Consider the following 26,871-nt stretch of genomic DNA (forward strand, 5'->3'; position numbering starts at 1 on the left):
GAATCCCAGTCCCTAACCCGTGAACCCCGCTTGAATGCGGCTCGCATATGAGGCAAACGATGTCCCTACCCGAAGCAACACAAAAACTGGTCGATCAAGCTAACGCACTACTGAATGCTGGGAATCCTGCAAACGCAGCTCCTGCAGCACAGGAAGAGAAACCAGAGAACCCAGACAAACAGCCGATAGCTGCTGAAGAAGCGCCAACACAGGCTGCGCAACCCGCTGAAGCCCCGAATACTGCCCCTGAGCATGATGCTACCTACTGGCAGCATCGTTTTAATGTGATCCAGGGTAAGTACAACACGGAAATCCCAGCGCTGCGCACAGAAATCAACACACTCAAAGGACAGATAGCCAAGTCCGACTCTGCGCAAGATGCAGTAGATCGGGTAAAGGATCTGACCCCTGACGAGATTGATGAGTTCGGTCCTGAATTGGTGGCTTTTATCAAGAAGGTTGCCGGTAACAACTCTGGAGATTCACAACGACTCGAAGCCCTTGAGCAGCAAGTGGCTACCCAGAGTCAGCAGAGAAAGTCATCTGCTGAAGATACATTCTGGGAAGGCCTAAAAAAAGCTGTGCCTGACTTCATTGAAGTGAATAGCAATCCTGAGTTTCAGCGCTGGGTATCCCAGGTTGACCCCATGGTAGGTAAGCCTCGACAAACGCTGCTAGAAGAAGCGCAATCCGATCTCGACTACGGTCGTGTCGCTGTCTTTTTCAACACATTCAAGAGCTCAATCCCCACTCCTCAAACCACTGACCGGCAAACTTTGCTTAATGAGCAGGTGCAGGTGCCGAATGTCCGTAACGAATCACAAGTTCCAGAGCAGAAGCGTATCTGGTCTGCTAAAGAAATTGCTGCTTTCTATAAAGATGTGACGATAGGTCAATATCGCGGTCGTGATGAGGAAAAACAGCGGATTGAGAATGATATTTTTCTTGCCCAGACAGAAGGCCGAATAGCCAGATAGGGCAACAATTTAAGGTAATTTCTCATGCCAAATGGTCTACCAATTAGCGCTGGTAATAACCCAGATTACTCTTCCAGCGGTGTAAATGGTTTTCAACCACAAATCTGGTCCGGCAAAATGATCGAGAAGCTTTACGCTTCTACTTGTTTTGCTGAAATCGCCAACACCGATTACGAAGGCGAGATTAAAAACAAGGGCGATTCTGTCGTCATCCGCACAAACCCTGATATCGCTATCAACGACTACGAGTTGGGTATGGACCTCACTTATGAGACTCCAGAATCCGACAAAGTAGAAATGCAGATCGACAAAGGTAAGTACTTTGGCTTCCGCGTTGATGATGTTGTGGCTCACCAGTCTGACCTGAAACTGATGGATAACTGGTCTAACGATGCCGGTCAGCAGATGAAAATCCAGATCGACAAAGTAATTCTGGCTGGTGCCTTTGTAGATGTAGCGGCAGAAAACGCTGGTGCAACCGCAGGTGTTGAGTCTGTTGGAATTGATATGGGTACAACTGGTGCGCCGGTAGCCATTACCAAAGCTGATGTCATCGATGTGATTGTCGATGCCGGTACCATTCTGGATGAGCAGAACGTACCGGATACTGATCGCTGGATCGTGCTGCCTGCATGGATGTGCGCACTACTGAAAAAATCTGATCTGAAAGATGCCTCTATGACCGGTGACGGCACCAGCCCGCTGCGTAATGGTCGTATCGGTATGATCGATCGATTCATGGTGTACCAGAGCAATAACCTGGCGAAAACCGTGGACGGTGCAACGACTGTCACTAACGTTATCTTTGGTCACAAGAAGGCTCTCACCTTCGCGTCCCAGATGACTAAGATGGAAGAGTTGCCGCACCCGACTAAGTTCGGTCGCCTAGTACGTGGCTTGAACGTGTTTGGTTCTAAGGTTATTGACCCTAAAGCCATTGGCCACCTGTACTGCTATAAGGGCTAACCCCTTGTAGTTTTCTAAAAAACGCTCCTTCGGGGGCGTTTTTTCGTTAACCCTGGAGTATCTGTCATGACTGACAACGAAAGCATGATCCCCATCATCGAGGCGGCAGAAGATAAGCAGCTGCTGAAAGATACTGGGCTGGCGTTAATACCGCCGTGTAATATCAACAAGAATTCTAAGATTGAGTCGATCAAAGAGTTGCTGCTGGAGCATATTGCTCAGCATTCAGCAGCCACTGAAGAACTTTTGACTTCACCTGAGCTGACACCGGCGACTGACACCACACCAGCTGAAGGTGCTGTTCCGCCTGAAACCATTGCTCCAACTACGGAAGCTACGCCTCCTGCCGACACTGAAGAGTCGGCCGCTCAGGAAAAGCCAAAGCAGCGCCGGTTCCGGCACAAGAAAACTGGCCGCATCTTGCTGTGGTCTGAAGGCATGGATAATATGTCTCAGCTGGTTGAGGTTAGCGAGTAATGGCCTTAATGACAGTCGCTGACGTAATTGGCAGCGTTAAAGCGATTCTGAAAGAAACGGGTGCCGAAGGTGTGCGCTGGTCAAATGATGAATTGCTGAAGTGGCTGAATGAATCCTACGCAGCGATTGTCGCCATTAAGCCTGATGCTGGCGCTAAAAATGAGGCGATAGTATTGGATACTGGCACTAAGCAGCGCATCCCGGCGTCCGGCCTTCGCCTACTTGATGTTGTCCGGAACGTTGCCGGAAGCATGACTCCTGTCATCCAAACAAGCCGAGAGCAGATAGATATTGCAGTCCCTTCGTGGCATACCGATACCCCATCAGCAACCATTGACAATTATATATTTTTGGATGACGACCCAACCGGGTTTTATGTTTATCCTCCTGCTGATACCGGCGCCGAGATTGAAATTATTTATGCCGCAGTTCCAGATAAGCATGACTCGATATATGAAGCAGCTAAGAGCGATGTAATCAAAGTTGATGATTCGTATCAGCCAATAATGACCGACTACATCTTATATCGCGCCTTCAGTAAAGACGCTGATATTCAAGGATCGGCAGGCAGGGCCAATATGCACTTACAAGCCTTTAATTCAGCTCTTGGTATGAAAGTTAATATGAGTGCTGCGACATCACCAAACAATAGAGGGCAGCAAGCATGACCTATGATGACATTGCTCAGAACCTTATGGTTGCTATCCCTGGCGTCATCAAAGCAACGGTAAGAAAAGCGGTTATAGCAGCAGCGCGAAAGCTTTGTATTGAGGCCAATGTTATTGCGGTGACTGAGACGCTAACTCTTCCGGCGGGTGCCGACAGCATTTCCTTGTCAGTAACTGATGCGACCCTTGAGCCTGTAAGAGTTATCTATATCGAAGATCTGCGCCGTAACTATTATGCGCAGGTATCAGAAAGCATGCTCAAGTTTCTTAATACGCAAGTGGTTGATATTGATTATGTTGTCACGATGGCGTGCCGACCAGCTGACGGAGCTTCTGATCTGCATCCTGATCTGCTGCGATGGGATGAGGCTATTGAGAATTACGCTCTTTACCGAATGATGATTATGCCAGGCAAAGAATGGTCAAACCCTCAGCTGGCGCAGCATCATTTTAATATTTGGAGTGGCGAGCTTTCAACCGCTAAACAGTCAATGGCCCTGGGCTTTAACTCGGGTCCGGCACGCATTAAATCACGCAATTTCGTTTAAGAGGTTTTCTCATGTCATCACGTACAGTACCGCTAAATACCGCATCATGGACGCTTATCACAGATGCTGATAACTTTTGGGCGCAAAACGATGGAGAGGCCGCTTTTGTAACGTGGTCTGCATCGCTTCCAGTAACTTTGGCTGCTGAAACTCCGAAGCATCGGATTGGTGCGTATGAGAATGTTACTCGGAACGGACTCAGTGACAACTTGTACGGAATTGGGAATGGACAATTTACTGTGAGCGAATGATATGGAATTTCTTAACGCCCCATTTCAGAAAAGGTTTTTAAATAGCTATCTATTTCCTGCTCCTTTAGTTTTACAGCGCTACCTAACGCAGTTCGGCGCAACGCTGAGTAAATCAATATCCATCCCGTCCGCCACGGCAGACCGGATAGTGATGGATATTTATTCACCGGGTGGTGTTACTACCGGCCTTCCGACTGGGGCCACCACTCCTACAGCCAACAAATACGAGACTCTTGATTTCGCATACTCTGGGACTATTGATGTAATCGGTGCAAACGGGGCAACATATGTACCAGATGGTACGTATATAGCTAACGTTAAGCTGTACCTAGCTGGCGAGCTAGTAGCATTCTATAAGCTTGATGAGAACTTTGCTGAAACGTCAGTAGCTGTTGATTCAGTCGCAGGAAATAATGGAACAGCAGTCAACATAGCAGAGAGTGGGTTGTTTACTGCTATTGATACAGGCTGGATAGGGGAGGAATTAGTTGTTAATGGTGGGTTTGACACTGATACGAATTGGGTGAAAGCAACTGGATGGACTATCTCTGATGGTGTTGCATCCACTGAATCAGCAAATAACACTAATGTAAATCAATCTATAGGACAAAGTTCTGGGAGCGTGTATAGAATAGGAGTTGATGTTGTTAGTTATACCACGGGTAGTTTGACCATCTTTTTGGGTGGTGCGGTTGGGAGTATGACCTCCGCAGGGAGCTACTCCTTTGATCATATCCCGGCGAACACTAATCCGTTATTCTTTACTGGCTCAGGGCCATTCACAGGCAGCATAGATAATGCGTCTGTAAAACAATTACTGGAGTACGCATAATGTCTAGCCTTTGCGCACTATACCCAACCCCGTCTGTTATAGCCGATGGCTCTTGTCTAGCCAGACTGCTACAGCGATTCCCTACGCCAGCCCGTCATGACGGGTTTAACTACCTATTCGCTCAGACTATTGAAGAGATTACGAACGGAGAGATGATAGAGCCTACTGCTATCATACTCGAAGAGACGTTTGTTGACGTTGAGGGAGTACTGCTAGAGCCGGATAGCCTCGCGTGGGCAATGGCTCAATTTCTCATCAATCCAGTGCGCCCGCCTATCTACGGGCATCTAGTAAACTTTACCACTCTGTACAATCACGCAGCCTATGCTCTCTATTGCATGAACTATGAGAGCCAAGAAGATTTCGACTTAGACCTGGCATACATGACTAACATGCTCACTGTCGCTAAGCCGGAGGCGTTGACTGCGTGGAATGATCTTGTAGCACTGGCTACGCTAGAGACTGACATGCAGACGGAGATCAAGAATCTTATAACCTATTTTATTTCTTAAACCCCTTCTTTAATTTCAACAATACGCTCCTATAAACACCTCCCCATCCTGAAAACCATTCAAATAAACAAATAAAGAGTTTTGTTAATGTCAAAGATCGTGATCGATAAGTTCATGGGCGAGGCTGTAGGACTAACTCCGCGCCTTATTCCTGACGGATATGCACAATATGCAACAGATTGTGACGTGTCACGCGGAACGCTATCACCGATCCGCAATGATTCTGTGAGCGATAATATTTTCCTTTCTGGAGCGCGAACAATATTCAGGACTCGAAGCAATCATTGGCTGGCATGGGATACTGACGTTGATGTGGTTCCATCCCCCATTGTTGATGATGTTCACTACCGGCATTACTGGACAGGTGACGGAGCGCCAAAGATGGCCGGAGTCGATGTCTTAACATCCGGTGTTGGGCCGTACCCTGGGGCCAGCTACACGCTAGGGATTCCTTCTCCAGATACAATACTTGCTGCGGCTGAGCCTGATCGCGGAGAGATTCCGTTGACTGCGGTATCCACCGCTTATGCTTATAGTTATGTATCTGCGTATGGTGAAGAGGGGCCGCTTAGCGACCCGTCTGCAATTGTTACTCGGTGGGATGATGATGTGGCTGGGAATATCTCACTGACAATACCGTCAGTTGTTGCCCCTGGTCGCAATATTGACAGGGTGCGCATATACCGGACAGAGAGTGGCGGTTACTACAGCATGGTTGCAGAGATTGCAGCAGGTATCGGCAGCTTTACAGATGATGTTTCCACATCGTCTCTGCTTGGTACAAATCAGACCGCTGACTGGTTCCCGCCTAATGAAAGCATGATTGGTATGTCTGCAGGGCCGGGTGGATCGTTGATGGGATTTTTTGGCAATACGCTATGTTTCAGTGAGCCAGGCTATCCCCATGCGTGGCCTGCGTCTTACCGGCTGGCAATGGACTATGATATTGTCGGCATTGCTTTAGTGTCGCAAGGGGTTGTCGTTCTTACTGAAGGCACTCCGGCACTTGTTGTTGGCTCATCTCCTTCAGTTATGCAAAAAGTTGAAGTTGATTCTCAGCAGCCCTGTATCGCTAAAAACTCAATTGTTGATATGGGCGAGTATGTTTTTTATGCGTGTCCGGATGGGTTGGCGGCGATTAGTGGCGGCTCTGCACCAACCATCATTACCGAAAGCTTTATTTCAGCTGAGGCGTGGCGAGATACATTCTATCCAGAGAAGATCAAAGCCTATCGTATAAATGAGCGCTATGTGTCATTTGGCACCAATGCCGATGGCACCGAAATCAATGCCTTTTCGTTTTCAGCTAAAAGAGGGCTTGAGCGCTACAGTACAGCCAATTTCAAAGCATCATTTTATGACCCATTAGCAAATATAGTTCATTGCTCAGTCGAAGGATTAGGCACTCTGGTTGCATGGCAAAAAGCTGAAGCAAGGCGTACTGCTGAGTGGCGCTCAAAAATCTACGAAATATCAAACGGAACTGCACTGGCATTTGGAAAGATTAAGGCATCCGGATTTCCTGTATTTTTAGACCTTTATGCTAACGGGTCTCTGCTTATCACACTAACAGTCACCAGCGGCCAAGAGTTCAGACTGCCCGTCTTCCCCGCCGGGACAGAAGAGATCGAGTTTTCTGTTCGTACTACGCATGAAGTCTTCAGCGTCCAGATGGCGCAATCCGTTGAGGAAATTGTATGAGTTCAACAAAAGGGCTTCCATCTGTCATTACTCAAGACAGGTCAATCAGGCAATTCCTTGATGCAGTCAAAGAAATTACCGAAGTCGGCGAGGGTGTTCGCGGCGATCCTCTTGACAGAAAGCTTACGTTGCGGGATTTGGTGCAGTCAGGGGTAGTGACTCTGAGCGCGGCCGCACCATCACCAACCAGAAAAAATACGTACATTCCTCCTACTGCAATATCTCCAGCCTACCCTCAAAACACATCAACACCCCCTCAACCGATCAATCTAACGGCGGTTGCTGTCCCTGCTAAAATAATTATTCAGTGGGATAATCCGTATGAGATCTACAGCAATCACAGCCACACAAACATATACCGTTCAGATGAGGATAACTTCTCAAACGCCGTTCTGATATCTAACTCAAACTCATTTATCTATGCAGATGATACCGGCTACACCGAGGTTGATGGTATTGCAAAAGGCTACTATTACTGGATCACCTTTGTATCTTCTTCATCTCCCGGAATTGAGGGGCCAGTCAATAGCGCAAATGGGGTTTACCAGATACCAACCTCTGACTCTGATTTCTATCTTGATAAGTTGACAGGCTTGGTCACGGATTCACAGCTACATGCTGATTTGTCATCGCGTATAGATCTTATTGACGCTGATCAGAATACGGCGGGCTCTGTTGCTTACCAAGTGGCCGCTGAGGCTCAAGAAAGGGCTGACGCAATTGCGCAGGAGGCGTCTGACCGGGTCAATGGCCTTGCCGCTGAGCAAGTGGCCAGAGCTAACGCTGTCGCTATTGAGGCATCTGATCGTGCGGCAGCCATATCAGCCGAAGCTATGGCTCGCGTGAACGCCATTACTCAAGAGATCAGTGATCGCAACTCCGCTATAACCGGCGCTGTAGCTGCTGAAGCGTTAGCCCGTGGCGCTGCCATACAGTCTGAACAGACAGCTCGCGTAGATGGTGACGCTGCGATTGCTGAATCTGTTACTGCGCTGGCTGCAACTGTAAACCACCCGTCTACTGGTGTGGCTGCTACAGCGTCAGGTTTGTCTGAGACACTTATTCGTGTTTCGGCGGTAGAGGGCCAATCGTCCTCTCAGTCTTCGCAGATTACCTCACTGCAGGCGGCCATAAACTCGCTATCCATAAGCCCGTTCGACGCCAATTTTACCTATGACATCGGCAACAAGTTTATCTACAACAGTGAGATCTATTCTGTTTCGGCTACGCAGACTACGCCTAACGTCACACCACCTAACGCTAGTTTTTATAACCTAGAGGGCGACTACTCGACTATCGAAGACGCTGTTTCCGCCAACTCCGCAGCTGTCGCGTCTCTTGACTCTAGCGTCACAAGTCTCGGTAACACCGCTGCGGCACAAGCTACGCAGATAATAAATCTTCAGAGCGGCCTGATTAATGCGCAGGATGCTACTGCGGCAAACAGTGGCGCCATATCTGTACTTGATTCTAGGGTGACGCTTACTGAAAGCGGAACTGCTGCAAACTCGGAGAGCGTCACCGCCTTAAACTCTGCAGTTAGTAACAAAGCCGATAGCTCTGCTGTTAACGCTCTGACGACTCGCGTTGAGGAGACAGAGACAGCGATAGTATCACAGTCAGATGCCGCTACTGTTCTCTCAAGCAAGGTTGGTGAGCTGATCAGTATGGGTGAAGACCCAACGTTTAAAGCCGGTGGCGCATACTGGGCTGACTGGGCATTCTCCGGGCGAGATCTCGATGGTAGTGACCTTCCAATTGTCGGTAACGGTATAGCTATAACTGGGACAAAATGGATGTTTTCCCGCAATGCTATCCGCATTGACACCTCAAGAAAGTACCGTGTTCGACTAAAAGTTAAGCAAACAGTAGACAGCTCTATAACAAACACGATGCGCGTCTATGCAGGAGTTGCGACACTTAACGAGAACTATGGATATATAACTGGTGGGGCCGGTTCTCATAGATACTGTGCAGTAGCCGGTACACTTATTAATGTTTCTATGGGGGAGCAGGTATTCGAGGGCACAATATCAGGAGAGGGTATTGAACACAGCGAATTTCGTCCAGGCACTGTATACGTAAGACCAATGTTTATCGTCAACTACAACAACGGTGATGGTACGTGTGAAGTGTCTGAAATGGAGATCACCGATATTACAGGAGAAGTTGCAACCGCAGAGGCAGTGACTGCCATCACAACCCGGGTAGAAGCTACTGAGGCAGGGCTGTTAGCTCAGTCCCAGGAAATTACAGATCTTGGGTCAACCGTAGCAAATAAAGCTGATACTTCTGCACTCAACAGCTTGTCAACAGAAGTAAATGACCGGATTGATGGGGAGATAACCGCACGGGGTGACGCTGTTACAGCACTTGGGAACTCTCTCACTACTGCTATAAACCAGAAAGCCGACTCAACTACAGTCGCTCTGCTAGATTCAGAGGTGAATTCTCGTATTGATGGTGAGATTACCGCAAGAGGTGCTGCCGTTACTGCACTCGAAAACTCCCTCACCGCTGCTATAAATCAGAAAGCGGACTCAAGCACGGTTTCACAACTTGATTCCGAAGTTAATTCTCGAATCGACGGGGAGATTAGCGCAAGAGGTGCTGCCATAACAGCGCTGAATAATGCACTTACTTCAGCGATAGGGCAAAAGGCTGATTCGAGTACAGTTGCGCTACTGGATTCTGAAGTCAATACCAGAATTGACGGGGAGATTACAGCGAGAGGGGCAGCTGTACTCGCTCTGCAAAATAACATTGACGACAAAGCAGATTCGAGTGCTTTGAACGTTCTTTCATCAACCGTTAGTGACATTGATGGTGTAGTAACTGCACAGTCTTCTGATATTACGAAGCTGCAGGACAGTATCAAGATAGGCAATAACCTGCTCGATATGACAGCCTGGAAGGTCGGTAATACAGGTGCAGCTGTCGGGGTAAATGGTGGTACGTTCAGTCTGAACGGCTTAACCGAAGAGAATAGTATCGTATCGGACACCGGGCCAGGTGGGGTTACTCAGCCAGTGTGGTTATGCTCACCTGCCCCCGCAGGCGCAACAGACGGTGGGTGGAACTACACCGGTATTCCTATAGACCACACTTTAGCTTACAGAGTTACTGTATGGGTGAGAAAGGTACACGCAACGGACGGATCTACGTATCTTGGTTCAGATAAGTTTGGACCAACTTCAGAGCTGAACGGCAATGTAGCTACCAACCCCTACTTTGTTTCAGGAGATGTACCAGAAGCAGACAAGTGGTATCTAATGGTGGGCATCCTACACGGATCTGGGTATGCCGGTGCCGACACTGGTATGTCAGGAATTTACGATCCAGATACAGGTCTAAAAGTTGTTAACGGTACGGAATTTAAGAACTCGGTTGGGGCAACGACTCAGACGCATAGAGCGTACCTGTTCTATACGACTAACGCTGCTAACACACAGTCGTTTGCGCGTCCGAGATTTGAGGTTCTGGATGAGACAGCACCAACAATAGAATCTCTGATAACCAATATGGCCAGCCTTGAGGTTATGGCCAATACCACGGAATCCTTGATAAACAGTGTTTCTACGATTGACGGTGTAGTGTCGTCACACAGTAGCCAGCTTACCCAACTGACTACCACTTCCGACGGTCACACAGCTGCAATTCAGCAGCAGCTACAGAGCATTGACGGCATTAATGCACAGTGGACTATCAAGACAGATGTGAATGGGCGTGTGGCCGGTACAGGACTCATGAACGATGGGGCTACCAGTATCTTTGAGATTATTGCTGACGCGTTCTCTGTACTCGACCCAGATGATCTGACGACGGTTGTTCTCGGAACCCTCAACGGCGTGCCTATTATTGATGGCGCGTATATGAAAACCGCTTCCATCGAATCCGCAGCCATCAAAGAGCTTACAGTCGATAAGATCACCGGGGATAAGGCAGCGTTCGTGAATGCCAATATCGCTGATGGGTCTATAACTAACGCGAAGATCGGTAACGTTATTCAGTCTGATAATTATGACGCAAATAACGGATGGCAGATTAATAAGCTAGGCCAGGCGTTCCTCAGAGACGCTTACGTTAAAGGCACCATAGAAGGTTCAAGGATAGTTGGTTCGATTATTGATGGTGGTGTATTCATTGGTGGTACAGACTTAACAGTGCCTACTATTGCGGACAACGGCACGTTTCCAAGATATCTCTGCTACGCATCTGGTGTGAGTTATATGAATTCAGTTACAAACACCAGTGGGAGTCCATTCAGTGTGGCATCTGACATTAAAAGTGCAGACTACGAGGGAGAAGGTACAACGGATTATGCGGGGTATGCGGCGTACGCCAACTTTAATAGATACCCTGTTTTTGGGGTCAGGCCCACTGTTTTAATAACGATGGGCGGAGTTTCATCAGATACCAGTACTAACTCAGGACTTGAGGGCGTAGTGAACTTTACAGTTAGTATTAAAGTAGATGGGGTTGCAGTCGCAACTATTACCAAAGTCTCCAACTTTGGCAGGATCATGGACTTCACACAAAAGACTATAGGGCTAAATGAGCAGGGATTTTCAGGGAGCATCACAGCAACTGCGGACTTTGTAACAGATTATTCTTCTGAAACGGTGGTCCACACTGCCATACTCTATGACGTTGTTTTATCGTTGACGCCTACTGTTGATGTAACTTACTCGGGTGATGGTGACTTGTCAGTTACAGTGGATTGCTACAAGTATGCAGGAGATGCGGCCCATGCAGTTCATGGAGGAACTTTAACAATCTCAGATGATGCGACGAGCTACTTATGAATATAATATTTTTCTGCAACACGGGGGGACAGACTATCGACTTTATAGATCGTCTGGTTACCTCTTATCTCGACACTGGAACAGTGGGGTTCTTCCCGGGAGCAGTTTCGACTACTGTCATAAATTCGGACTTACTAGTAGATGCAGTGGGGGACGTTAATATCTATGACGGAAGTATCAGGCATAACGGTGTTGTATTTGATGAAGCTATCCTTATTTCTCCAGCTGGTTCTAAGTTACAAGTGCCTGACTGGGTAGGGCCTACAACTAGCCTTACTGAATACATGTTACCCCCTGAGGCTACAAGCCCAACTGTCAGGAAGAAAGCAGTTCGGGATGCTGGTATCAGTTCTGGGTTTGCATGGGGCGGTTCAACGTTTCAGACACGCCCCCAGGATCTAACGTTAATCTCTGGCCGTGCTACGAAGATACTGGCTCTCAAATACTTTAACGAGTTACACCCTGATTTTTACTGGATGACAGAAGCCAACACACCGCATCTGTTCACACCCGATGAATTCATGCGGTTTGCAATTGCGGTGGATGAGTTTGTTGAGCAGAAGTTTATTGAGAGCTGGCAATAGCAATTTAAGCCAGTTTTGGTAGTATATCCACATGATCTAACTTCACGCCCGGCAATCCTGTCCGGGCTTTTTTTTGCCTCCGGTTTCCTTTATGCCTAGAAAGAATGAACAAGAGTTCCTAAGCCAAGTGCTTCAGGGGCATTCTGATGCCATCAATATGTGCTGTCTGTTATTCAAAATATCGCAGGTTCTTGATGATTTGATTGATAAAGATCGGCCAGTTCACGACATAGATGTCGTGCGCAGCTATTGGGACGCTCTGATCTACCTTCCGGAGAACTCTTTTTATCGGCGGCATGAAATGTCGATCAGGCCATTGATGGCGGCAGCGCTCCAGGATTGGATGGATGCTACAAGGCTGGAAAAAGGCCACGGTCATCACGGCAAGCATTTAGCTTTTGTTCTAAGGGACCAACTAACCAGCATTGTTATTCATTGTGCTGGAATTATTGGCGGATTCGATTATATGCAGGGTGTGTCAAAAGACATTCGACTGCACTTTCACGAAGATAGTCTGAGTGATTACATGCGGGAGCTTGAAGTATGAGTGGTGGCGGCAGTAGTGATAACAAAATAAAAGACACCCCAGAGCAAAAGTATCTGGCGCAGGTCGCGGCAGAGCAGTGGAACTTTGCGCAGGAAAATCTTGCCCCGCTTCAGCAGGCTTATATGGATTCTGTTGAGACAATGGATAGTCCTGAGCGCAAAAGCTTTATTCAGGGAAAGGTTAACACTAATACTCAGGCCGCTGTCTCTGGCGCAATTAATGGTACGGTTGCCGGTGGGGAGTCTGCTGGCATCGATCCCTCTTCTGGTCGGTTTAAGTTAGGCATAACCGAAGGAACAACGAATGCGGCCTCAGCAGGCGGTAATATTGCAAGTCAGGCGCTGTTTGAGCAGGACACGGCCAAAGCTGGAGGTCTAAGTAATATTGTTGCTATGGGCAGTGGTCAGGAATCAAGAGCTGTTGCGGGTCTAAGTGATATTTCGTCATTGTCTGGCCAAAATGCCCGATCAGATGCTTACAACGAATTTAACAAGAACTCAGCCAATCTTCAGCTGCTAGGAAATGTTGCAGGCATGGGGACTGCTTACTACGCGAATAATGCTGGCGGCGTAAATATGCAAGGTCGAGATAAGCCGCTCTATAACAACTCGACATTCGTTTCGAATATGTAGGGGTGATTGATGAGCATATCTTATAACAGCGCAGGGCTTCCTATTGTAAATCCAGATAGCGCATTCAGTGGCGACCAAGGCGCATCAACATTGCTTGGCAACCTTAGCAGAGCCCAGTGGGAAGACTGGAAACTTCGCTTTCAGCCTTATATTGGTCAGCTTTCAGATATGGCCACTGACGAGAATGCAGGTAATACCGCAGCACTCCAGGCTCAGCAGGCTGTTGGGTTGAGTTTTGATAACTCAGTGAAGACGCTTAAAACTGGCCAATCAGATCTTGGCATTTCTTTAGATGCTACAGAAACCGCTACGCAAAACAGAAACATCAACCTTAATCGCGCTGCGACACAGGTTGATGCAATGAACAGCGCCAGGGTAGCAGCTGAAGACCGGAAACAAAAAATATTAGCTGGCGATATGGGCTTGTCCAATATCCCGGGCAAAGTCGTTCAACAAATGTAGGTGATCGTATGGGCTATGGTCTGATTGGCTTAAAGCAAAAGATGGAAGGCGATGCGATGAACAACCTTGGTAGGGTTGCAACGGAGCAGGCCGCAAATAAACAGGCTAATGATGCGCTTGAAGCAGCAGAAAGCCAGCAGCAGATGGGAACAACCATGGCCGGCGCTACCGCAGGCTACATGGTGGGTGCAGAAATTGGATCAATAGGTGGGCCGTGGGGCGCAGCTATTGGTGCGGTTGTTGGCTATTTGGCTTCTGATCTATTTTGAGGTGATTGATTATGGCAGGACTTGATACTCGCGGGATGGCTGATGGCTTTTATCGTGGCTATGGATTTGTAGATGGCATATACCGAAGAGATAGAGCTGAAGAGCGTCAGGGTGTACTGGATGCTGAAAACCGGGATTATCGTCAGAAGTCATACGAGCTTCAGGACCGGCAATCAGAGAGGGCTGATAAACAGCTGGAAATGACAGCGCAGGCCAGAGAACAAGCCCAAAAAAATGCCGATCGAACCTATGAGCTTCAGCAGGATGCAAATCAGTTTTCTAAAAACAGATATTACACCGATCGCAAAGACCAGAAGAGCAAGGAGGACGAGCAGAAGGATCTAAAAAAAATAACAATAGCCTATCAGCGGCTCTCGTCTGGAGCCCATCTTAACGAGCAGGATATGGCGCTGTTTGAACAGTATCCATCGCTGAGCCCGCTTAACTTCCTTGATCCAAAAACATCCAGCTCTATCAAGTATATGGCCGATAACATTAAGTCGGGCACTCTGAAAACTGATAAAGATATTCTGCGTTTTGCCAACTCTCCTCAGTCGCTTGATGCTTTTAACGCTATCTACGGGCGACAGATAAATAAAGGCGATGGCGGAAGCAAGCGAATCGTAAATGTTTACCCTGGGTCAAAACCGGGAATGCTTGCGTTTGAGCTTGAAATTACCAAAGAAGACGGAACTAAGTACACAGCACCCATGACAGCCAACCGCGGTACCACCGATGATGATCAGGTCAAAGAGGTCAATATTGGTGATGTATCGAAACAGCTATACGGTTTCAATACGCTTAATATGCTGACTCAGAATCTGACCCCTGAGGTTAAACAGAAGCTCAATGCGTTTGCCTCCACATCGGGGATGATACCTACCAGCACTAATAAGCGCCGTTATCTGCAGCCAGAAGTTGATAAGCTGGTTTCAAATAAGCAGAACGAACTGAAAGCGTTGTACGAGTCAGCTAATGATCCCATGTTAATGGGTGATCAAAAGGATCAGATCGGTCTTCAGATTAGTGCTGCAGAGCGAGAGCTTGAACAGTTATTGAACGTGTCTCCCAGGCCACAACCGCCTGCAGATGGCGGCGGTGAAATGGACGCACTTCCTGACCCTGCGCAGCATAAAGGGCGCACTATTCGAGACACAACCACCGGTAAGCGACTGGTATCTGATGGCGCTAACTGGGTGGCTGCAGAGTAACACCTCCACCTCCCTCCCTTTTCTACCGTAAGGAGTGCCGGTTAATGGCATATGTTTTCGATGATGAGCAGCCCGCTCAGGCACAGTCACGCTATGTATTTGAGGATGAGCTGCCGCGAGAAAGCTCAGGCGATGAGTCATCAAGCTTGTGGGATATTGCAGTTTCTGGCTATCAAAACATCATGGGCAGTCGCGATATAAGCAAAGCGGCATCAAACCTAAATGATCTGAATGACCCTGAGTTCTCTTCAATTGAAAAAGCAAAACCTGACAATTCATCATTTCTCGGTATTTCTGGTGATGAGTTACGTCGGCGATTAATTGCCGGGCAAGAAGGTGGGGTTGAGCGGCTCACTGCAGATGAGCAGCGCCGATTGGATAGCGGTAATCAGTCGCTGAAAGAGGCGGGGAAAGTAAAGCTTTCGGGCGTCACTAAGCAGTTTCTTACAGGGGATGGTGAGTCAACGTGGTGGGAAGATTTTGCCGCTGACCCCGTAACTATTGTTGCCGAAATAGGCGCGCAATCTGCCTATGGATCAGTCGAGGCGCTTGGGACCGGTTTGTTGATGGCTCCAGTTGGCGGTCCTCTTGCTATTGGTGCCGGAAGCGGAATGGGATCTGGTCGAATAGAATTTGCTAACACCGTAACAGAGGATCTTCGCTCAAATGGCTTCGATGTTACCAATGCAGAAAACCTGAGAGCGCAGCTATCGAAACAGCCTGAAGCTTACGAGGCGGCGAAAGATAAAGCACTTAAACGCGCCGTTGCTATCGGATCCCTTGATGCAGCCAGCTTTGGTATCGCCAGCAAAACACTTGGATTTGGCACTGGAATGTTAAAGCAAGTGACTAACCTTGGGCTGCAGACTGGCGTTCAGGCTGGCGCGGGCGCCTCCGGAGAAGCTTTGGCCCAGTTAGTAACAGAGGGCGAGGTTTCAGATGGTCGTGCTGTAGCGGCTGAGGCGGTTGGTGAACTGGTGACCGCGCCAGTTGATGTGTATGCGGCAACCCGGAAATATTCTGCAGATGCAAAATCCAGAGCGGATCAGCCATCCCCAGGCTCGGATTCCGATCTTGATGCGCTTGAGTCGCAAATGACTGGCGTTGTCGATCAAGGCTGGCAAGATCTCAATGATAATGTTGCTCCGAGAATTGGCAGTGATGATGTTATTTACAGTGCTGAAGACCCTGCAACAGTCGCGCAGCGTAAGGCTCAGCAAGAGCAGCGACAAGCTGATAACTTTAGTGCTATGTATGGACAGGAAGGGCAGACCCCTTACCAGCAGGCGCCGATGGAAGGTGACCTGCTGCAGCCTGGACAGATCACCAACGAAGAGCAGATGCTGAATGCTCCGCAGGAAAATAAGCTGGCTGGCCTGCAGTTTGATGGCGTAAATAAGATTGGCCAGGAAGGCATGATTTACGCAGGGCAGGATCAGCCAGCCCCTGAAGCGCAGTCAAATGCCTACGAAGGTGTAGGCCTGAATGTCACTAATCGCCAAGCCAGCATGGCTCCAGGACTTCCGCAGGGCGATATTAATCGAACCATTCCAGTTGATGTCGTTAACACCGCTCGCGGCGGGTTGCAGATCCCAGGGAAGCAATCTATTGCACCTCAGTCCGCTGTGGGTCAGGATGTAGCAGGCGAGAAAATTGATAATGAGTGGACCGCTTTCGCGCCTGAGACACAAACCCTGAATATCCCCCGGGCAGAAATGCCGCAGATTAAAGCGGAACACCGCGGGGCCATGGTTAATTTCATGAATGCCCGCGGCATTGAGCATCAGCAGGAAGAGATTCCCGCTAATGAGCTTAAACCGACACAAGCAGAGTTCTCACTGGCTAAGGTTAAGAAGGCGAAAGCCTTTAAGGGTGGGGCCCGGTCAATTCTTATTTCTGCTGATAACCATGTTATTGATGGCCATCATCAGTGGTTAGCAAGTCTCGACAAAGGTGAAACCATCAAGGCTATTCGCCTGGATGCACCAGCGACTGACCTAATCAAGTTGGCGAATGAGTTCCCAAGCTCAGAGACTGCTACCGGTGCGACTGAACCAATGGCGGCCAAGCCGGTTCAAAAGCCTAAGCGCATTACCTTTAAGCCCGAGAAGCACAGCTTTGCTCATGCTATCGCATATTCTGGCGGTATGAATCGCCAAGCTGCAATTAATATGGGCATCGATGAGGCCCACTTTAAAGATAAGCGCGGCGGTGTGTTTGGCAAACCTCTGTTTCCTAAGAATGGGGGATTAACAGAAGGCGAACTATTTGAAACGCTAAGCCAAGAAGGTGTTGGATATATCAACACGCAGGAAGAATTCCGGGCTCGCTTATATGATCACCTATCTGGTAAGCCGCATTACACCCCTGATGGATACATCAATCAGGCTGAGATTGAGGCAGAGGAACGTGCTAAACTTGAAACTAAAGCAGATCCTATCGTTGAAGGGCAGACTTCTGAAGAATCTCTGACCTCCGTTGCAGCGTTTGAAGCAAAAGAGGCTGGCGTTTCTGAGGATCGTATAGAGCAAATCCTCATTGAATTTGCTGACAACGAATTAGATATTGCACTGGAGCTACGTTATGAAATCGACCGAGTACAAGCCGAAAGGGATCAGGCCGGAAATGGTAATGAAGGGAATGCGCGAACTGGAGCGCAGAAAGAAGGCTTCCCAGAAGGCCGACCAACAACCGCAGAAGAAGTCTGGGGATCAGAATCAGACTTCGAGTTAGATTCCTACACAGAGCAAGATCTCGCTACGCAAGACGAGGCTAAAGCTAAATCCGAAGCAGATGCGGCAGCAAAAGCCAAAGCCGCTCAGGACAAAGCTCAGGCCGACTCTGAAGTAAATGATTTTACCCTATCTGGTTCAGATCGAACCGCAGATATCGCTGCCTCCCGTGGCCAGAATGATATGTTCGGCGCCAGCAAGGCAAGCACCAGTCAAACAAATGCCACTGATAAAATAATAACGACTACTGAAGATGCCGTGAAAGCTATTCGGACGGTGGTTGAAACGCAAAAAGATGTTGTCTCCGCCGTTCATCGAGACGATATAGGTGATATCGATTTTATTTGGGGTGATGAAGGTAAAGCGCCATCATCTTCTGGTAAGCGCAAAGGTGCCAAAGGGGTATCTCATATCCTTGAAGCGCGGATGAGGAAAGATGGGCTAACCGAGGCCGAAGCCATTGCTGTTGCCGATGAAGTGGCTGTAGCTTTGGTATTAGGGGATATAGTTAATCAATCAAATATCAACGGAACTCAAAAGACGTCGGTTTCAAATGGACGCTATACGGCTTGGTTGATAAAGGAACCTCAGACAAATCATTGGTTGCTGACAGGCTGGAAAGAGAATGTCGAGACTTCCGGTGAGATTGGCAAGGGACATGACAAAACCAATTCTACGCACTCCGGACCTACACCTACCCGTTCCGAAGAGGGAGCGGAAGCCTCAAAGAAAAGTATAGAGCAGGATAAGGATACAGTTCAAGCGCCAAGTGACAGCCTTAAAACAGTCGCGGTTCCGTCAACTGAGCAGGAGTCTCAGGCGAAGCCAGCCTCAAAGATCGAAGACTTTGGCGAGGTGCTTGAAGGTGCGAATAAGCATTCCTATCAATTCAAGGAGGCGATTGGGGCTGATATCGATGTAAAAGCCGTTCCGCTATCCAAGTCATTCCCTCAACCTGATTATGAAAAACTTGTCACTGCGGGCGCAGACCCAAGAGTGTTGGCGTTTGTCGCGCAGCTACGGTCTGAAATTAAAGCGAAGCCTCGCGCCAAGTATAAGGTTAGTCGGTGGGCTGAAACAGTAGAGTCAGCCAGATCTACGTCAGCTTCCTTGATGGATGGAACAATCCCACCTGAAAAGCTCATTGAAAGGCTGGAGAATGGCGCTGGCCACCTAAAGTACATGCCTGTGATAATGGATCTCGCCACTGAGATTCTGCCGAGCCAGATAAAAGACCTGGGTAGTTATAAGATCGAGGGCCATCACTACAGCATTTTCCGCGGCGAAAAGGACGTAGATAAGATTGTGGTAATCGACACCGCCAAGAAGGGCGGGTTCGGTGGCATGGGTAACCAGCAGCACTTCGACACTGTTGATGAAGCAAAGGCCTATATTAAAGGTCAGGTTACTACGGAAAGCGATACCGGCAAGCCTATGGCTAAGTTCGATATTTGGACTGAGCGCGGTAAAGATGGTTACTTTATTGGCAAAAAGCTTTCTGCCAGAAAGTATATTGAGCTGCATAAAGCAGACTCATCAATCGCTGCCAGGGAGTATGTGCAGCAGCATAACGATGAACTTGTCGCGCTACTCAAGAAGAAAAAAGAAGTGCGCAGTGTTCGCCGCGCCGAAAACAATGAGCGAGTAGGCAAGGATTACCGGTCTGGAATTGATGTTACTCCTGATCTGTTTGCTGCAACCTTTGGCTTCCGTGGTGTTCAGTTCGGCAACTGGGTGGAGAATGATAAGCGCCAGAAAGATCTGAACAGCGCTTATGATGGGCTAATGGACCTGGCTGAATTGATTGGTGTTCCACCTAAAGCGCTTTCATTTGATGGGCAGCTTGGGCTTGCGTTTGGGGCGCGAGGGAAGGGCGGAAAGAATACCGCAAACGCTCATTATGAGCCAAGCACCATCGTCATTAATCTGACCAAAAAGAATGGGGCTGGAAGCCTGGCGCATGAGTGGTTTCATGCTCTGGATAATTACTTTGGTCGAATGGACGGACCCAATGGAGAGGGCCTATATCTGACTGAAGATCAGCGTTCAGCGTATAAACTAAAGGTTGTTGATGGAAAACAAACAGCGGCAAAAACAGAACCGTCTGATTTTTATGTACGGCAAGAAGTTTATGATGCGTTCAAGTCGCTCGAAAGGGCTATTAATAAAGAGACTAAGCTGACTGAACGCTCTGCTAAGCTGGATAGCACCCGATCAAAAGATTACTGGTCAACCGTTCGAGAGATGACAGCTCGCAGTTTTGAGCGCTATGTGATCGACCGACTTAAATCTGAAGGGTTTGAAAGCGACTATCTGGCAAATATTGTTAGTGAAGAAGATCACCAGCGCATTAATGATATTCTAGGTGATGATCAGGCGTATGCCTATCCGCTGGCTTCGGAGATGGAGGCGGTAAATAACGCCTATGACAATTTGTTTGATGTCATTGACACCAAGGAGACAGAATCAGGTGTCGCTATGTTTTCCCGCACCACCACCGGGGCCGACTCTATCGAAGCACTCCCGGGTAACCTGAAACCGAATGCCGGACTTACTGTGGATGCAGTGCGGTCCGCTGCTGACCGGGTTGCCAGGCGCCTCCGTCTCCGTGGAATCAGGCTTAATGTCGTTGCTACTGAGGCTGATCTGCCTGCCGCTATTCTTGAACAAGCGGCAGAAGATGGCGCGGAAGGCCAGATAGGCGCGGTGTATCACGATAAGGCAATCCATGTTGTTGCTGACAGAATGCGCAGTATATCAGAGGTTGAGACGGCTATCTTCCATGAGGCAGCGCATTATGGTGGCAGAGCATTGTTTGGCAGAGATATGGTATCGGCCTATAACAAGTTGTGGATGAAGATCGGTGGCGTTAAGCGTATGCAGGCCTTGGCGGAAGATGCAGGGCTTGGCGATACTATGAAGCCGTATTTTGAGACAGCTGATGCCGGTATCCAGGATGGCAGCATGTCCATCAAGGAAAGAAACACTTACCTGGTCGATGAGTTTCTGGCGCATATGAACCAGCAGCAGGCGGGTAAAAATTTACCGGCACGTATTATGCTGGCGATTAAGGAGTTTATCGGCGCTATTCGTGACGCTATTCGTAAGTTTGGCTTTGCAGAACTGCCTAATCTTTCTGATTCGGATCTTTCCTATTTACTGAGGAAGGTGCGTAAGGCGGCCCAGGGCAGCGCGGCAGGATCAGATCGTCCACACTTCATGCGAGTGTCCGATGAAGAGCGAATGGATATTGAGTTAAGCAATCTGGCTGATGAGCTTGAGCTCGATCAGCAGGCGGCAGCGGATAGTAGTAAGCCTATGTTCTCCCGCCGCCCCTCTACAGCAGATCAGTTCGATGATTTAAGCCAGGATCAGGAATCCTTTCTGGGCAAAATCGCCCCGCGAACAACAGCTGAACGCATCCAGGATAGAATAAAAGAGGCGTTGAATCGAGGTGGATTGAAGTTCCGCCAGGGTGTTGTTGATCGATATGCAGCGCTGTTTGAGCTTGATAAGCAGGTTCACGGCGAAAGCGTGATTGAAGATCATACAGCCTTTAGTTCGTGGGTGCTGGCTAAGATGAGTCACGCGGCCGATGGTGCTCTGGCAGCGCTTATGAGCTATGGACGAATACAAATAAATGATGGCGTTATCGAGTTAAAGTCAGGGCAGGAAGGATCAGAAGGCTTAATGGGCGTATTGTCACAGCTTGGATCCGGACCAGAGATAGAGCGATTCCTTGGCTGGATAGCTGCAAATCGATCACAGAAGCTGGCCAGTGAAGGTCGAGAGAATCTGTTCACTGAGGAGGAGGTTGCCGCAGGTGTTGATTTGAATCGTGGCACCACCAAGAATGGTAGCGACCGGAGCGAGCTCTACAATCAAGTATTTAAAGAGTTTCAGCAGTATCGTGATGATGTTTTAGCGATTGCTGACACGGCTGGACTGCTGCGCAAAGCAATGGAAGACGACCAGGCATTGATTGTAATAGCAAACAACAACGGGCTGGGTAAGAATCTGGTTGATCGTATTAAACGTCTGAACGGCAAGATTAATCAAGCGATGGATGAAGACGAGAGGCTGGACGCAGCTGCACAGCAGGGCCAGTTACTGGCTGATCTGCGTGAACTGCTTGAAACAAATCTGATCGATAGCTTTGATACCGAGTATGATGCGCTGACAACAGATCAGCGTGACATGTGGGCGAACGAGTTTTACGTACCCTTTTACCGGGTGATGGAAGAGGTTGATGTTAAGGGGCCAAAGATATCAGGGGGATTGTCCCGACAGCAGGCATACAAAAAGCTGAAGGGTGGCAATCAAGAGCTGAATGATCTACTGGAAAACACCCTTATGAATTTCCAGCACTTACTATCTGCATCCCTGAAAAATAATGCAGCTCGACAGGCAATGACTAATGCTGAATCGGTTGGCATTGCTGAAGCGACCAGCGAGAGCTCTCGGGATAAGAAGAACTCTACATTTGTTCTGAATGATGGTATCAAACAGTGGTATAACATTGAGGATTCGCTGGTATTTGAAGCACTCACCTCGCTGAATGATCCTGGTACCGGGTCATTCTCCCGGAGGATGATGCGCAGCTTTAAGCGGATATTCACCAGCTTCACCACGGCATCACCGCAATTCATGGTAGCCAACGGGATTCGGGATACACTGCATTCAATGGCAATCGGGAACCTGAGCTATAACGGCTTCAGAAACTTCGCCCACGGCTTTAAAGAGTACGGATCTCCTGTCCACAAAGGCCGGGTCAAAGGCGATATGCTGGCCTCTGGCGCGGCGTTTAGTTTTGGTCACGTTTACGGCACCGGTGATGCTGACGCACTTCATGCTGAGCTTGAGCGCAAAATTAAAGGGGCTAAGGTGCTTCGGTCGCCGGCGGATGTTCCCGGCATGATGCGTAAGGCCTGGGATTATTATTCAGGCTTTGGTGATGCGTTTGAAAATGCTAACCGGGCATCGATGTTTGAGCAGAATATGGAGAAAGGTAAGCTTTACTCTGCCTTCCAAGCGCGTGATTTGATGGACTTTAGTTCTCATGGTGCCTGGCCTGCTGTTCGCTTCCTGGTTGATACAGTACCTTTCCTTAATGCGCGAATTCAGGGTCTGGATAGAATGTACCGTGGCGGTGTTAAGCCTAGCTTCAATGCTATCCGGCATATCATGGGCGGTAAGTCAGCTTCAATATCAGACCTTCAGGCGGCGAAGCGTTTCGCTATCGTTGTCGGAGGGATGACTGCAGCCAGTATCGCACTGTATCTTCACAATAAAGATGATGATGATTATCAGGAACTGGAAGACTGGCAACGTGATATGTATTGGTTCGTCAGATTTGGGGAGCATAAGTTTTTCATTCCTAAGCCGTTTGAGGTGGGCGCTATCGCCACTATCGCTGAGCGCGGTATAGAACAGATGGTTGATGATACCAAGCATGGAGATCTATTCGCTGAGCGCCTTGGCCATGTTGTGATGGATACCTTCTCCTTTAACCCAACCCCCCAGATGGTTAAGCCGGTTCTGGACATGTATGCAAACAAGGATAGCTTCACTGGACGACCGATAGAGTCAATGGGTATGGATAAGCTGAGCAAAGTTAATCGGATGCGTTCAAACACAACCGAGGGAGCTAAAGCAATATCTAAGATACTCGACGCAACCACTGGACAAATAAGCGAAAGTTTAGTTATAAGTCCTGTGCAAGCAGACTATCTGATCCAGGGATATCTTGGATGGATTGGATCAATGGGCGCAGCAACAGTCGACGTTATTGCAAAGACTGCGCAAGGGCAGCAGTCTCCATCAAAGGAATGGTATGAGTACCAGCCTATCCGCCGTTTTTACAAGAATGACAGCAAGCCAGGCTATACCCGCTACGGTACCGAGTTTTACAAAGTGCTGAAAGAGGTTGACCGGACGTATGCCGATATCATGAATCTCCGAAAGCTGGGAGAAAATGAGGCAGCAGCGGATCTTCTTGAAGAAAGTGGCGGCAAGCTGAGAGCGCGTGATCTTCTGCACAAGGCGCAAAGGACGCTGAGCGCCCTAAGTGCCAGAGCCAAGATGATACAATCGAACAGCAAGCTCTCCGGCGACGTTAAACGCCGTCAATTGGATCTAATCCGGGTGCGGCAGACCGAGATCCAAAAACGTATAGTTGATCGCGTAGAAGCTATGCAATAAGGCCGATGACCCCCAGAACAGAAACTAGAGCGGCAGGGATGCCAAATGACATAATGAGGACGCTTGTCATATTCTGATTTCTGGGGTGAACTACTCCTCCAATGTGAACTACGATGAACGAGATCACAAAGAATAATGCGTATGCGGTAACGTAATCAGCCCATTCAGCCATCATTCCTACCTCAAGGGGTGAGCCCCTTTGTCCCACAGTTCCAAAACCCGCCCCTGATACTCGATGAAAGCCCACGGATACCCGGACACTTTATCATAAGCTTCAATAGCCTGGGCCAGAGTATCGAAGTCTTCGCAGTATTTACAGTTTCTTTCCTGATCGTCCCACTTGCCTGCTATTACTGTGAAGGTCGCTTTAAGACTGTCTAGGGATCGGATTAGCTCAACCAACTGCTCATACTTATCGCCCGGCATATCATCAATCAGATAGTTGATGGAATCCCAGATTACCTCTCTCTGACTCATGCTCACCGCTGCCTCCTCATCTTCTGCTTGCCTTTCCCGCGCCAGTCCTGACCTGGTATGCCGTTTAAGATCTCTGGGCTCTCGTTTAGCGAAACCCTCACGTCATCTATGACATATCCTACTATCTCATATTCCTTTATCGTTTCAGTGATTTTGTGACGCAAAATAGCGTCCGCCCCAACGATAGCTACTTTCATATCACTTCTCCCGCGCTGCTTTGATCATAGCTTCCAGTAGTTCTGCATCTTTCATTTGATGTTCGTATTCTTCAGCAGTGCGTCTGTTTTTGTTTGTTGTTCGTCCCAGCGCTCTATCGTGCTCCTGAAGAGCCCCGTAGGCGCTATCATGAGCGTCAGCCGTTACTCGCGTTAATAAATCAACAGGCACCATCACCATCCCATCCAATATCTGATCAGACTTTGCCCACCGCAACCGCGCAGCAGATACCGCTTTAATTATCTCTCCATTCATGTGATCTCGCGTAACCATGCCATCTGGCACGTAATCCAGCAGTGCCTGCATTTCGTCATGCGTTATTATGGCGCGCTCTACTCGAATGCTATTCCCGCTGTTAAATTTTAGCTTTACTCGCTTAACCAGATCTTCAGTCATTGGTTTTCTCCCGAAGTATCACTATTGGCTTTGTCTGCTGTCTTAAAATATCCACTGATGCTTTATGAAGATCTTTAGAGTACTCGAGCAAAAACACCACCGACTTTTCCAGCAGGTCTTGATAGCTATTCGACTCCATAGAGTGAGCAGTAACGATCTGATAAAATACCGCTTCGTTCGCATAAAGGTTTCTCAGCTCTTCTGACATGGCATCCCATAGGATGTGGAAGTTAAGTTGTTGGTCAGTCATTGGCCTGCTCCAATTTTTTCAGCTCTGCTCTTAATCTGTCATTTTCAGATGCCATGCCCAAGCATAGCCACTGGATTTCTTCAAACTGAACATCTGTCCCATGTATCCAGTCATTAACATTTTCAAAGCTGCAGTCAATAGGCATAGTCACACCATCCTGCGTTTCTGTTATTACTTCTCCAAGCTCATTCATGGTAAAGCTCATTGGCCTGTTCCTCTTTGTTTTCATATAAAGCAATTCTTACTGTGTTTTTTCTAAGAGGCTTATTTCTTAAAAAGACACATTGGTTTTCGCTTTGCCTTACTATTCGGTCAACTTTTAGTTTCACTGCTTTGTATCCGAGCTTTAGTAGCAGTTCATACTCTTCTTCAGAGAACCACTTTTTCAGCTGGTTAGCGTTGGCACACCCGCATCCAAGGTTTCCGGTTTCGTTGGCCAGATCGATATCAGGAAACTCATCATAAAAGGGATCAGGTATTTCTCTATCCATATCTTTCCACTTATGAGAGAAACCCGGCCTCCATGGCCCTCTGCCTTTACTGTCTTGAACTCTAAAAATGTAAGTCATACCAGATCTCCGCTGATCGGTTTTGATATTGAAATTAAGTGACAGGCAAGCGCCTTCGCACTTTCCAGAATCCTGGAAAATGGAGTGTTGATTACCTGAGATGAAACAAATAGATAAGACTGATCTGGGGAATATGTCCCCGCTATTTTGACATGGTAGAGGTCGGCGGTTCGAATCCGCCTAGTCCTACCAGATACAAAAGAGAAACCGCCTTCTGGCGGTTTTTTTGTGTCGGTTTTTTTTGTTGGGATTAGCGGATGAGAAGCACAGGTTCGAGCCGGGCGCAGCGAGACAACATCGGAGCCTGCGACGATGGCCCGAAGGGGAATAATCCGCCCATGCTTTCCTGAGAGTTACCGAATTTATGTTAAATATTCAGTAGCTCAGAAGCCGACTCTTATGATTCGGCTTTTTCGTCTTCGGGCTTGAGCCTCGATTGTGTCCAATACTCGCCCAAGTGTATTTCAGAGGGAGCCAGTGTTATCCATGCACCTGACGTATCTATCAGAACGGTAATAAACACCTAGAAAGGCGCTCATTCGACTGTGTGAGTGAGTGAAAGCATAACAATTTCAATACCTTACCATC

The 26,871-nt window shown here is 48.3% G+C and carries 21 protein-coding genes and 1 other RNA gene; 16 read left to right on the forward strand and 6 right to left on the reverse strand.

What is annotated here, in order from left to right:
- Positions 1 to 59: 59 nt before the first annotated feature.
- From Q0499_RS18440 to Q0499_RS18510, 15 genes are all read left to right on the forward strand, one after another.
- Complete coding sequence (locus tag Q0499_RS18440; protein ID WP_299202567.1) at positions 60 to 977, forward strand: hypothetical protein; 918 nt, start codon at positions 60 to 62, stop codon at positions 975 to 977.
- A gap of 24 nt (positions 978 to 1,001) precedes the next feature.
- Entirely contained in the window at positions 1,002 to 1,943 is a 942-nt protein-coding gene (locus Q0499_RS18445; RefSeq protein ID WP_299202569.1) for a hypothetical protein, read from the forward strand.
- A 66-nt stretch (positions 1,944 to 2,009) separates the two neighbouring features.
- A complete protein-coding gene (locus tag Q0499_RS18450; RefSeq protein WP_299202571.1) occupies positions 2,010 to 2,420 on the forward strand; it encodes a hypothetical protein in 411 nt (136 codons plus the stop codon).
- Positions 2,420 to 3,088 carry a DUF6682 family protein gene (locus Q0499_RS18455; protein ID WP_299202573.1) on the forward strand — a complete coding sequence of 223 codons (669 nt, stop codon included), beginning with the start codon at positions 2,420 to 2,422 and terminating at the stop codon, positions 3,086 to 3,088. The genes Q0499_RS18450 and Q0499_RS18455 overlap by 1 nt, the downstream gene beginning before the upstream one ends.
- A complete protein-coding gene (locus Q0499_RS18460; protein WP_299202576.1) occupies positions 3,085 to 3,636 on the forward strand; it encodes a hypothetical protein in 552 nt (183 codons plus the stop codon). The genes Q0499_RS18455 and Q0499_RS18460 overlap by 4 nt, the downstream gene beginning before the upstream one ends.
- 252 nt (positions 3,637 to 3,888) lie before the next feature.
- Positions 3,889 to 4,719, forward strand: coding sequence for a hypothetical protein (locus Q0499_RS18465; RefSeq protein WP_299202578.1), 831 nt, complete (start codon positions 3,889 to 3,891; stop codon positions 4,717 to 4,719).
- Between the two features lie 599 nt (positions 4,720 to 5,318).
- Positions 5,319 to 6,932 (forward strand): hypothetical protein, encoded by a 1,614-nt coding sequence (locus Q0499_RS18470; protein WP_299202581.1) that lies wholly within the window; start codon positions 5,319 to 5,321, stop codon positions 6,930 to 6,932.
- Positions 6,929 to 11,737: a hypothetical protein gene (locus Q0499_RS18475; protein WP_299202583.1), complete on the forward strand. Its 4,809-nt coding sequence runs from the start codon at positions 6,929 to 6,931 to the stop codon at positions 11,735 to 11,737. Before Q0499_RS18470 ends, Q0499_RS18475 begins: the two co-directional genes overlap by 4 nt.
- A complete protein-coding gene (locus tag Q0499_RS18480) occupies positions 11,734 to 12,321 on the forward strand; it encodes a hypothetical protein (protein ID WP_299202585.1) in 588 nt (195 codons plus the stop codon). Before Q0499_RS18475 ends, Q0499_RS18480 begins: the two co-directional genes overlap by 4 nt.
- A 91-nt stretch (positions 12,322 to 12,412) precedes the next feature.
- Complete coding sequence (locus tag Q0499_RS18485; RefSeq protein WP_299202586.1) at positions 12,413 to 12,868, forward strand: hypothetical protein; 456 nt, start codon at positions 12,413 to 12,415, stop codon at positions 12,866 to 12,868.
- Positions 12,865 to 13,500, forward strand: coding sequence for a hypothetical protein (locus Q0499_RS18490; protein ID WP_299202588.1), 636 nt, complete (start codon positions 12,865 to 12,867; stop codon positions 13,498 to 13,500). Before Q0499_RS18485 ends, Q0499_RS18490 begins: the two co-directional genes overlap by 4 nt.
- A gap of 9 nt (positions 13,501 to 13,509) precedes the next feature.
- The gene (locus Q0499_RS18495) at positions 13,510 to 13,962 is read left to right on the forward strand and encodes a hypothetical protein (protein WP_299202590.1); all 453 of its coding nucleotides are present in this window, start codon (positions 13,510 to 13,512) and stop codon (positions 13,960 to 13,962) included.
- A gap of 8 nt (positions 13,963 to 13,970) precedes the next feature.
- Positions 13,971 to 14,231 (forward strand): hypothetical protein, encoded by a 261-nt coding sequence (locus Q0499_RS18500; protein WP_299202592.1) that lies wholly within the window; start codon positions 13,971 to 13,973, stop codon positions 14,229 to 14,231.
- An 11-nt stretch (positions 14,232 to 14,242) separates the two neighbouring features.
- Positions 14,243 to 15,442 (forward strand): hypothetical protein, encoded by a 1,200-nt coding sequence (locus tag Q0499_RS18505; protein WP_299202594.1) that lies wholly within the window; start codon positions 14,243 to 14,245, stop codon positions 15,440 to 15,442.
- A 44-nt stretch (positions 15,443 to 15,486) separates the two neighbouring features.
- On the forward strand, positions 15,487 to 24,375 hold the full coding sequence (locus Q0499_RS18510; protein WP_299202596.1) for an LPD38 domain-containing protein: 8,889 nt from the start codon (positions 15,487 to 15,489) through the stop codon (positions 24,373 to 24,375).
- A gap of 177 nt (positions 24,376 to 24,552) precedes the next feature.
- Here Q0499_RS18510 and Q0499_RS18515 read toward each other — a convergent pair whose 3' ends face one another.
- From Q0499_RS18515 to Q0499_RS18540, 6 genes are read right to left on the reverse strand one after another with little or no spacing between them, the layout of a single operon-like run.
- The gene (locus Q0499_RS18515) at positions 24,553 to 24,852 is read right to left on the reverse strand and encodes a hypothetical protein (protein WP_299202599.1); all 300 of its coding nucleotides are present in this window, start codon (positions 24,850 to 24,852) and stop codon (positions 24,553 to 24,555) included.
- Positions 24,853 to 24,854: 2 nt separating this feature from the next.
- Positions 24,855 to 25,049: a hypothetical protein gene (locus tag Q0499_RS18520; protein WP_299202602.1), complete on the reverse strand. Its 195-nt coding sequence runs from the start codon at positions 25,047 to 25,049 to the stop codon at positions 24,855 to 24,857.
- A gap of 1 nt (position 25,050) precedes the next feature.
- A complete protein-coding gene (locus Q0499_RS18525) occupies positions 25,051 to 25,464 on the reverse strand; it encodes a hypothetical protein (protein ID WP_299202605.1) in 414 nt (137 codons plus the stop codon).
- A complete protein-coding gene (locus Q0499_RS18530) occupies positions 25,457 to 25,714 on the reverse strand; it encodes a hypothetical protein (protein ID WP_299202609.1) in 258 nt (85 codons plus the stop codon). Before Q0499_RS18530 ends, Q0499_RS18525 begins: the two co-directional genes overlap by 8 nt.
- Entirely contained in the window at positions 25,707 to 25,919 is a 213-nt protein-coding gene (locus Q0499_RS18535) for a hypothetical protein (RefSeq protein WP_299202612.1), read from the reverse strand. The genes Q0499_RS18530 and Q0499_RS18535 overlap by 8 nt, the downstream gene beginning before the upstream one ends.
- Positions 25,900 to 26,283 carry a hypothetical protein gene (locus Q0499_RS18540; protein ID WP_299202615.1) on the reverse strand — a complete coding sequence of 128 codons (384 nt, stop codon included), beginning with the start codon at positions 26,281 to 26,283 and terminating at the stop codon, positions 25,900 to 25,902. The genes Q0499_RS18535 and Q0499_RS18540 overlap by 20 nt, the downstream gene beginning before the upstream one ends.
- Positions 26,284 to 26,519: 236 nt before the next feature.
- Between Q0499_RS18540 and Q0499_RS18545 the strand changes: the two genes are divergently transcribed.
- Positions 26,520 to 26,631, forward strand: a non-coding RNA gene (locus Q0499_RS18545) — RtT sRNA.
- Positions 26,632 to 26,871: the final 240 nt, after the last annotated feature.

Origin of the sequence: uncultured Amphritea sp. (assembly GCF_937127095.1) — a bacterium.
In the GTDB taxonomy this organism is placed as follows: Bacteria; Pseudomonadota; Gammaproteobacteria; order Pseudomonadales; family Balneatricaceae; genus Amphritea.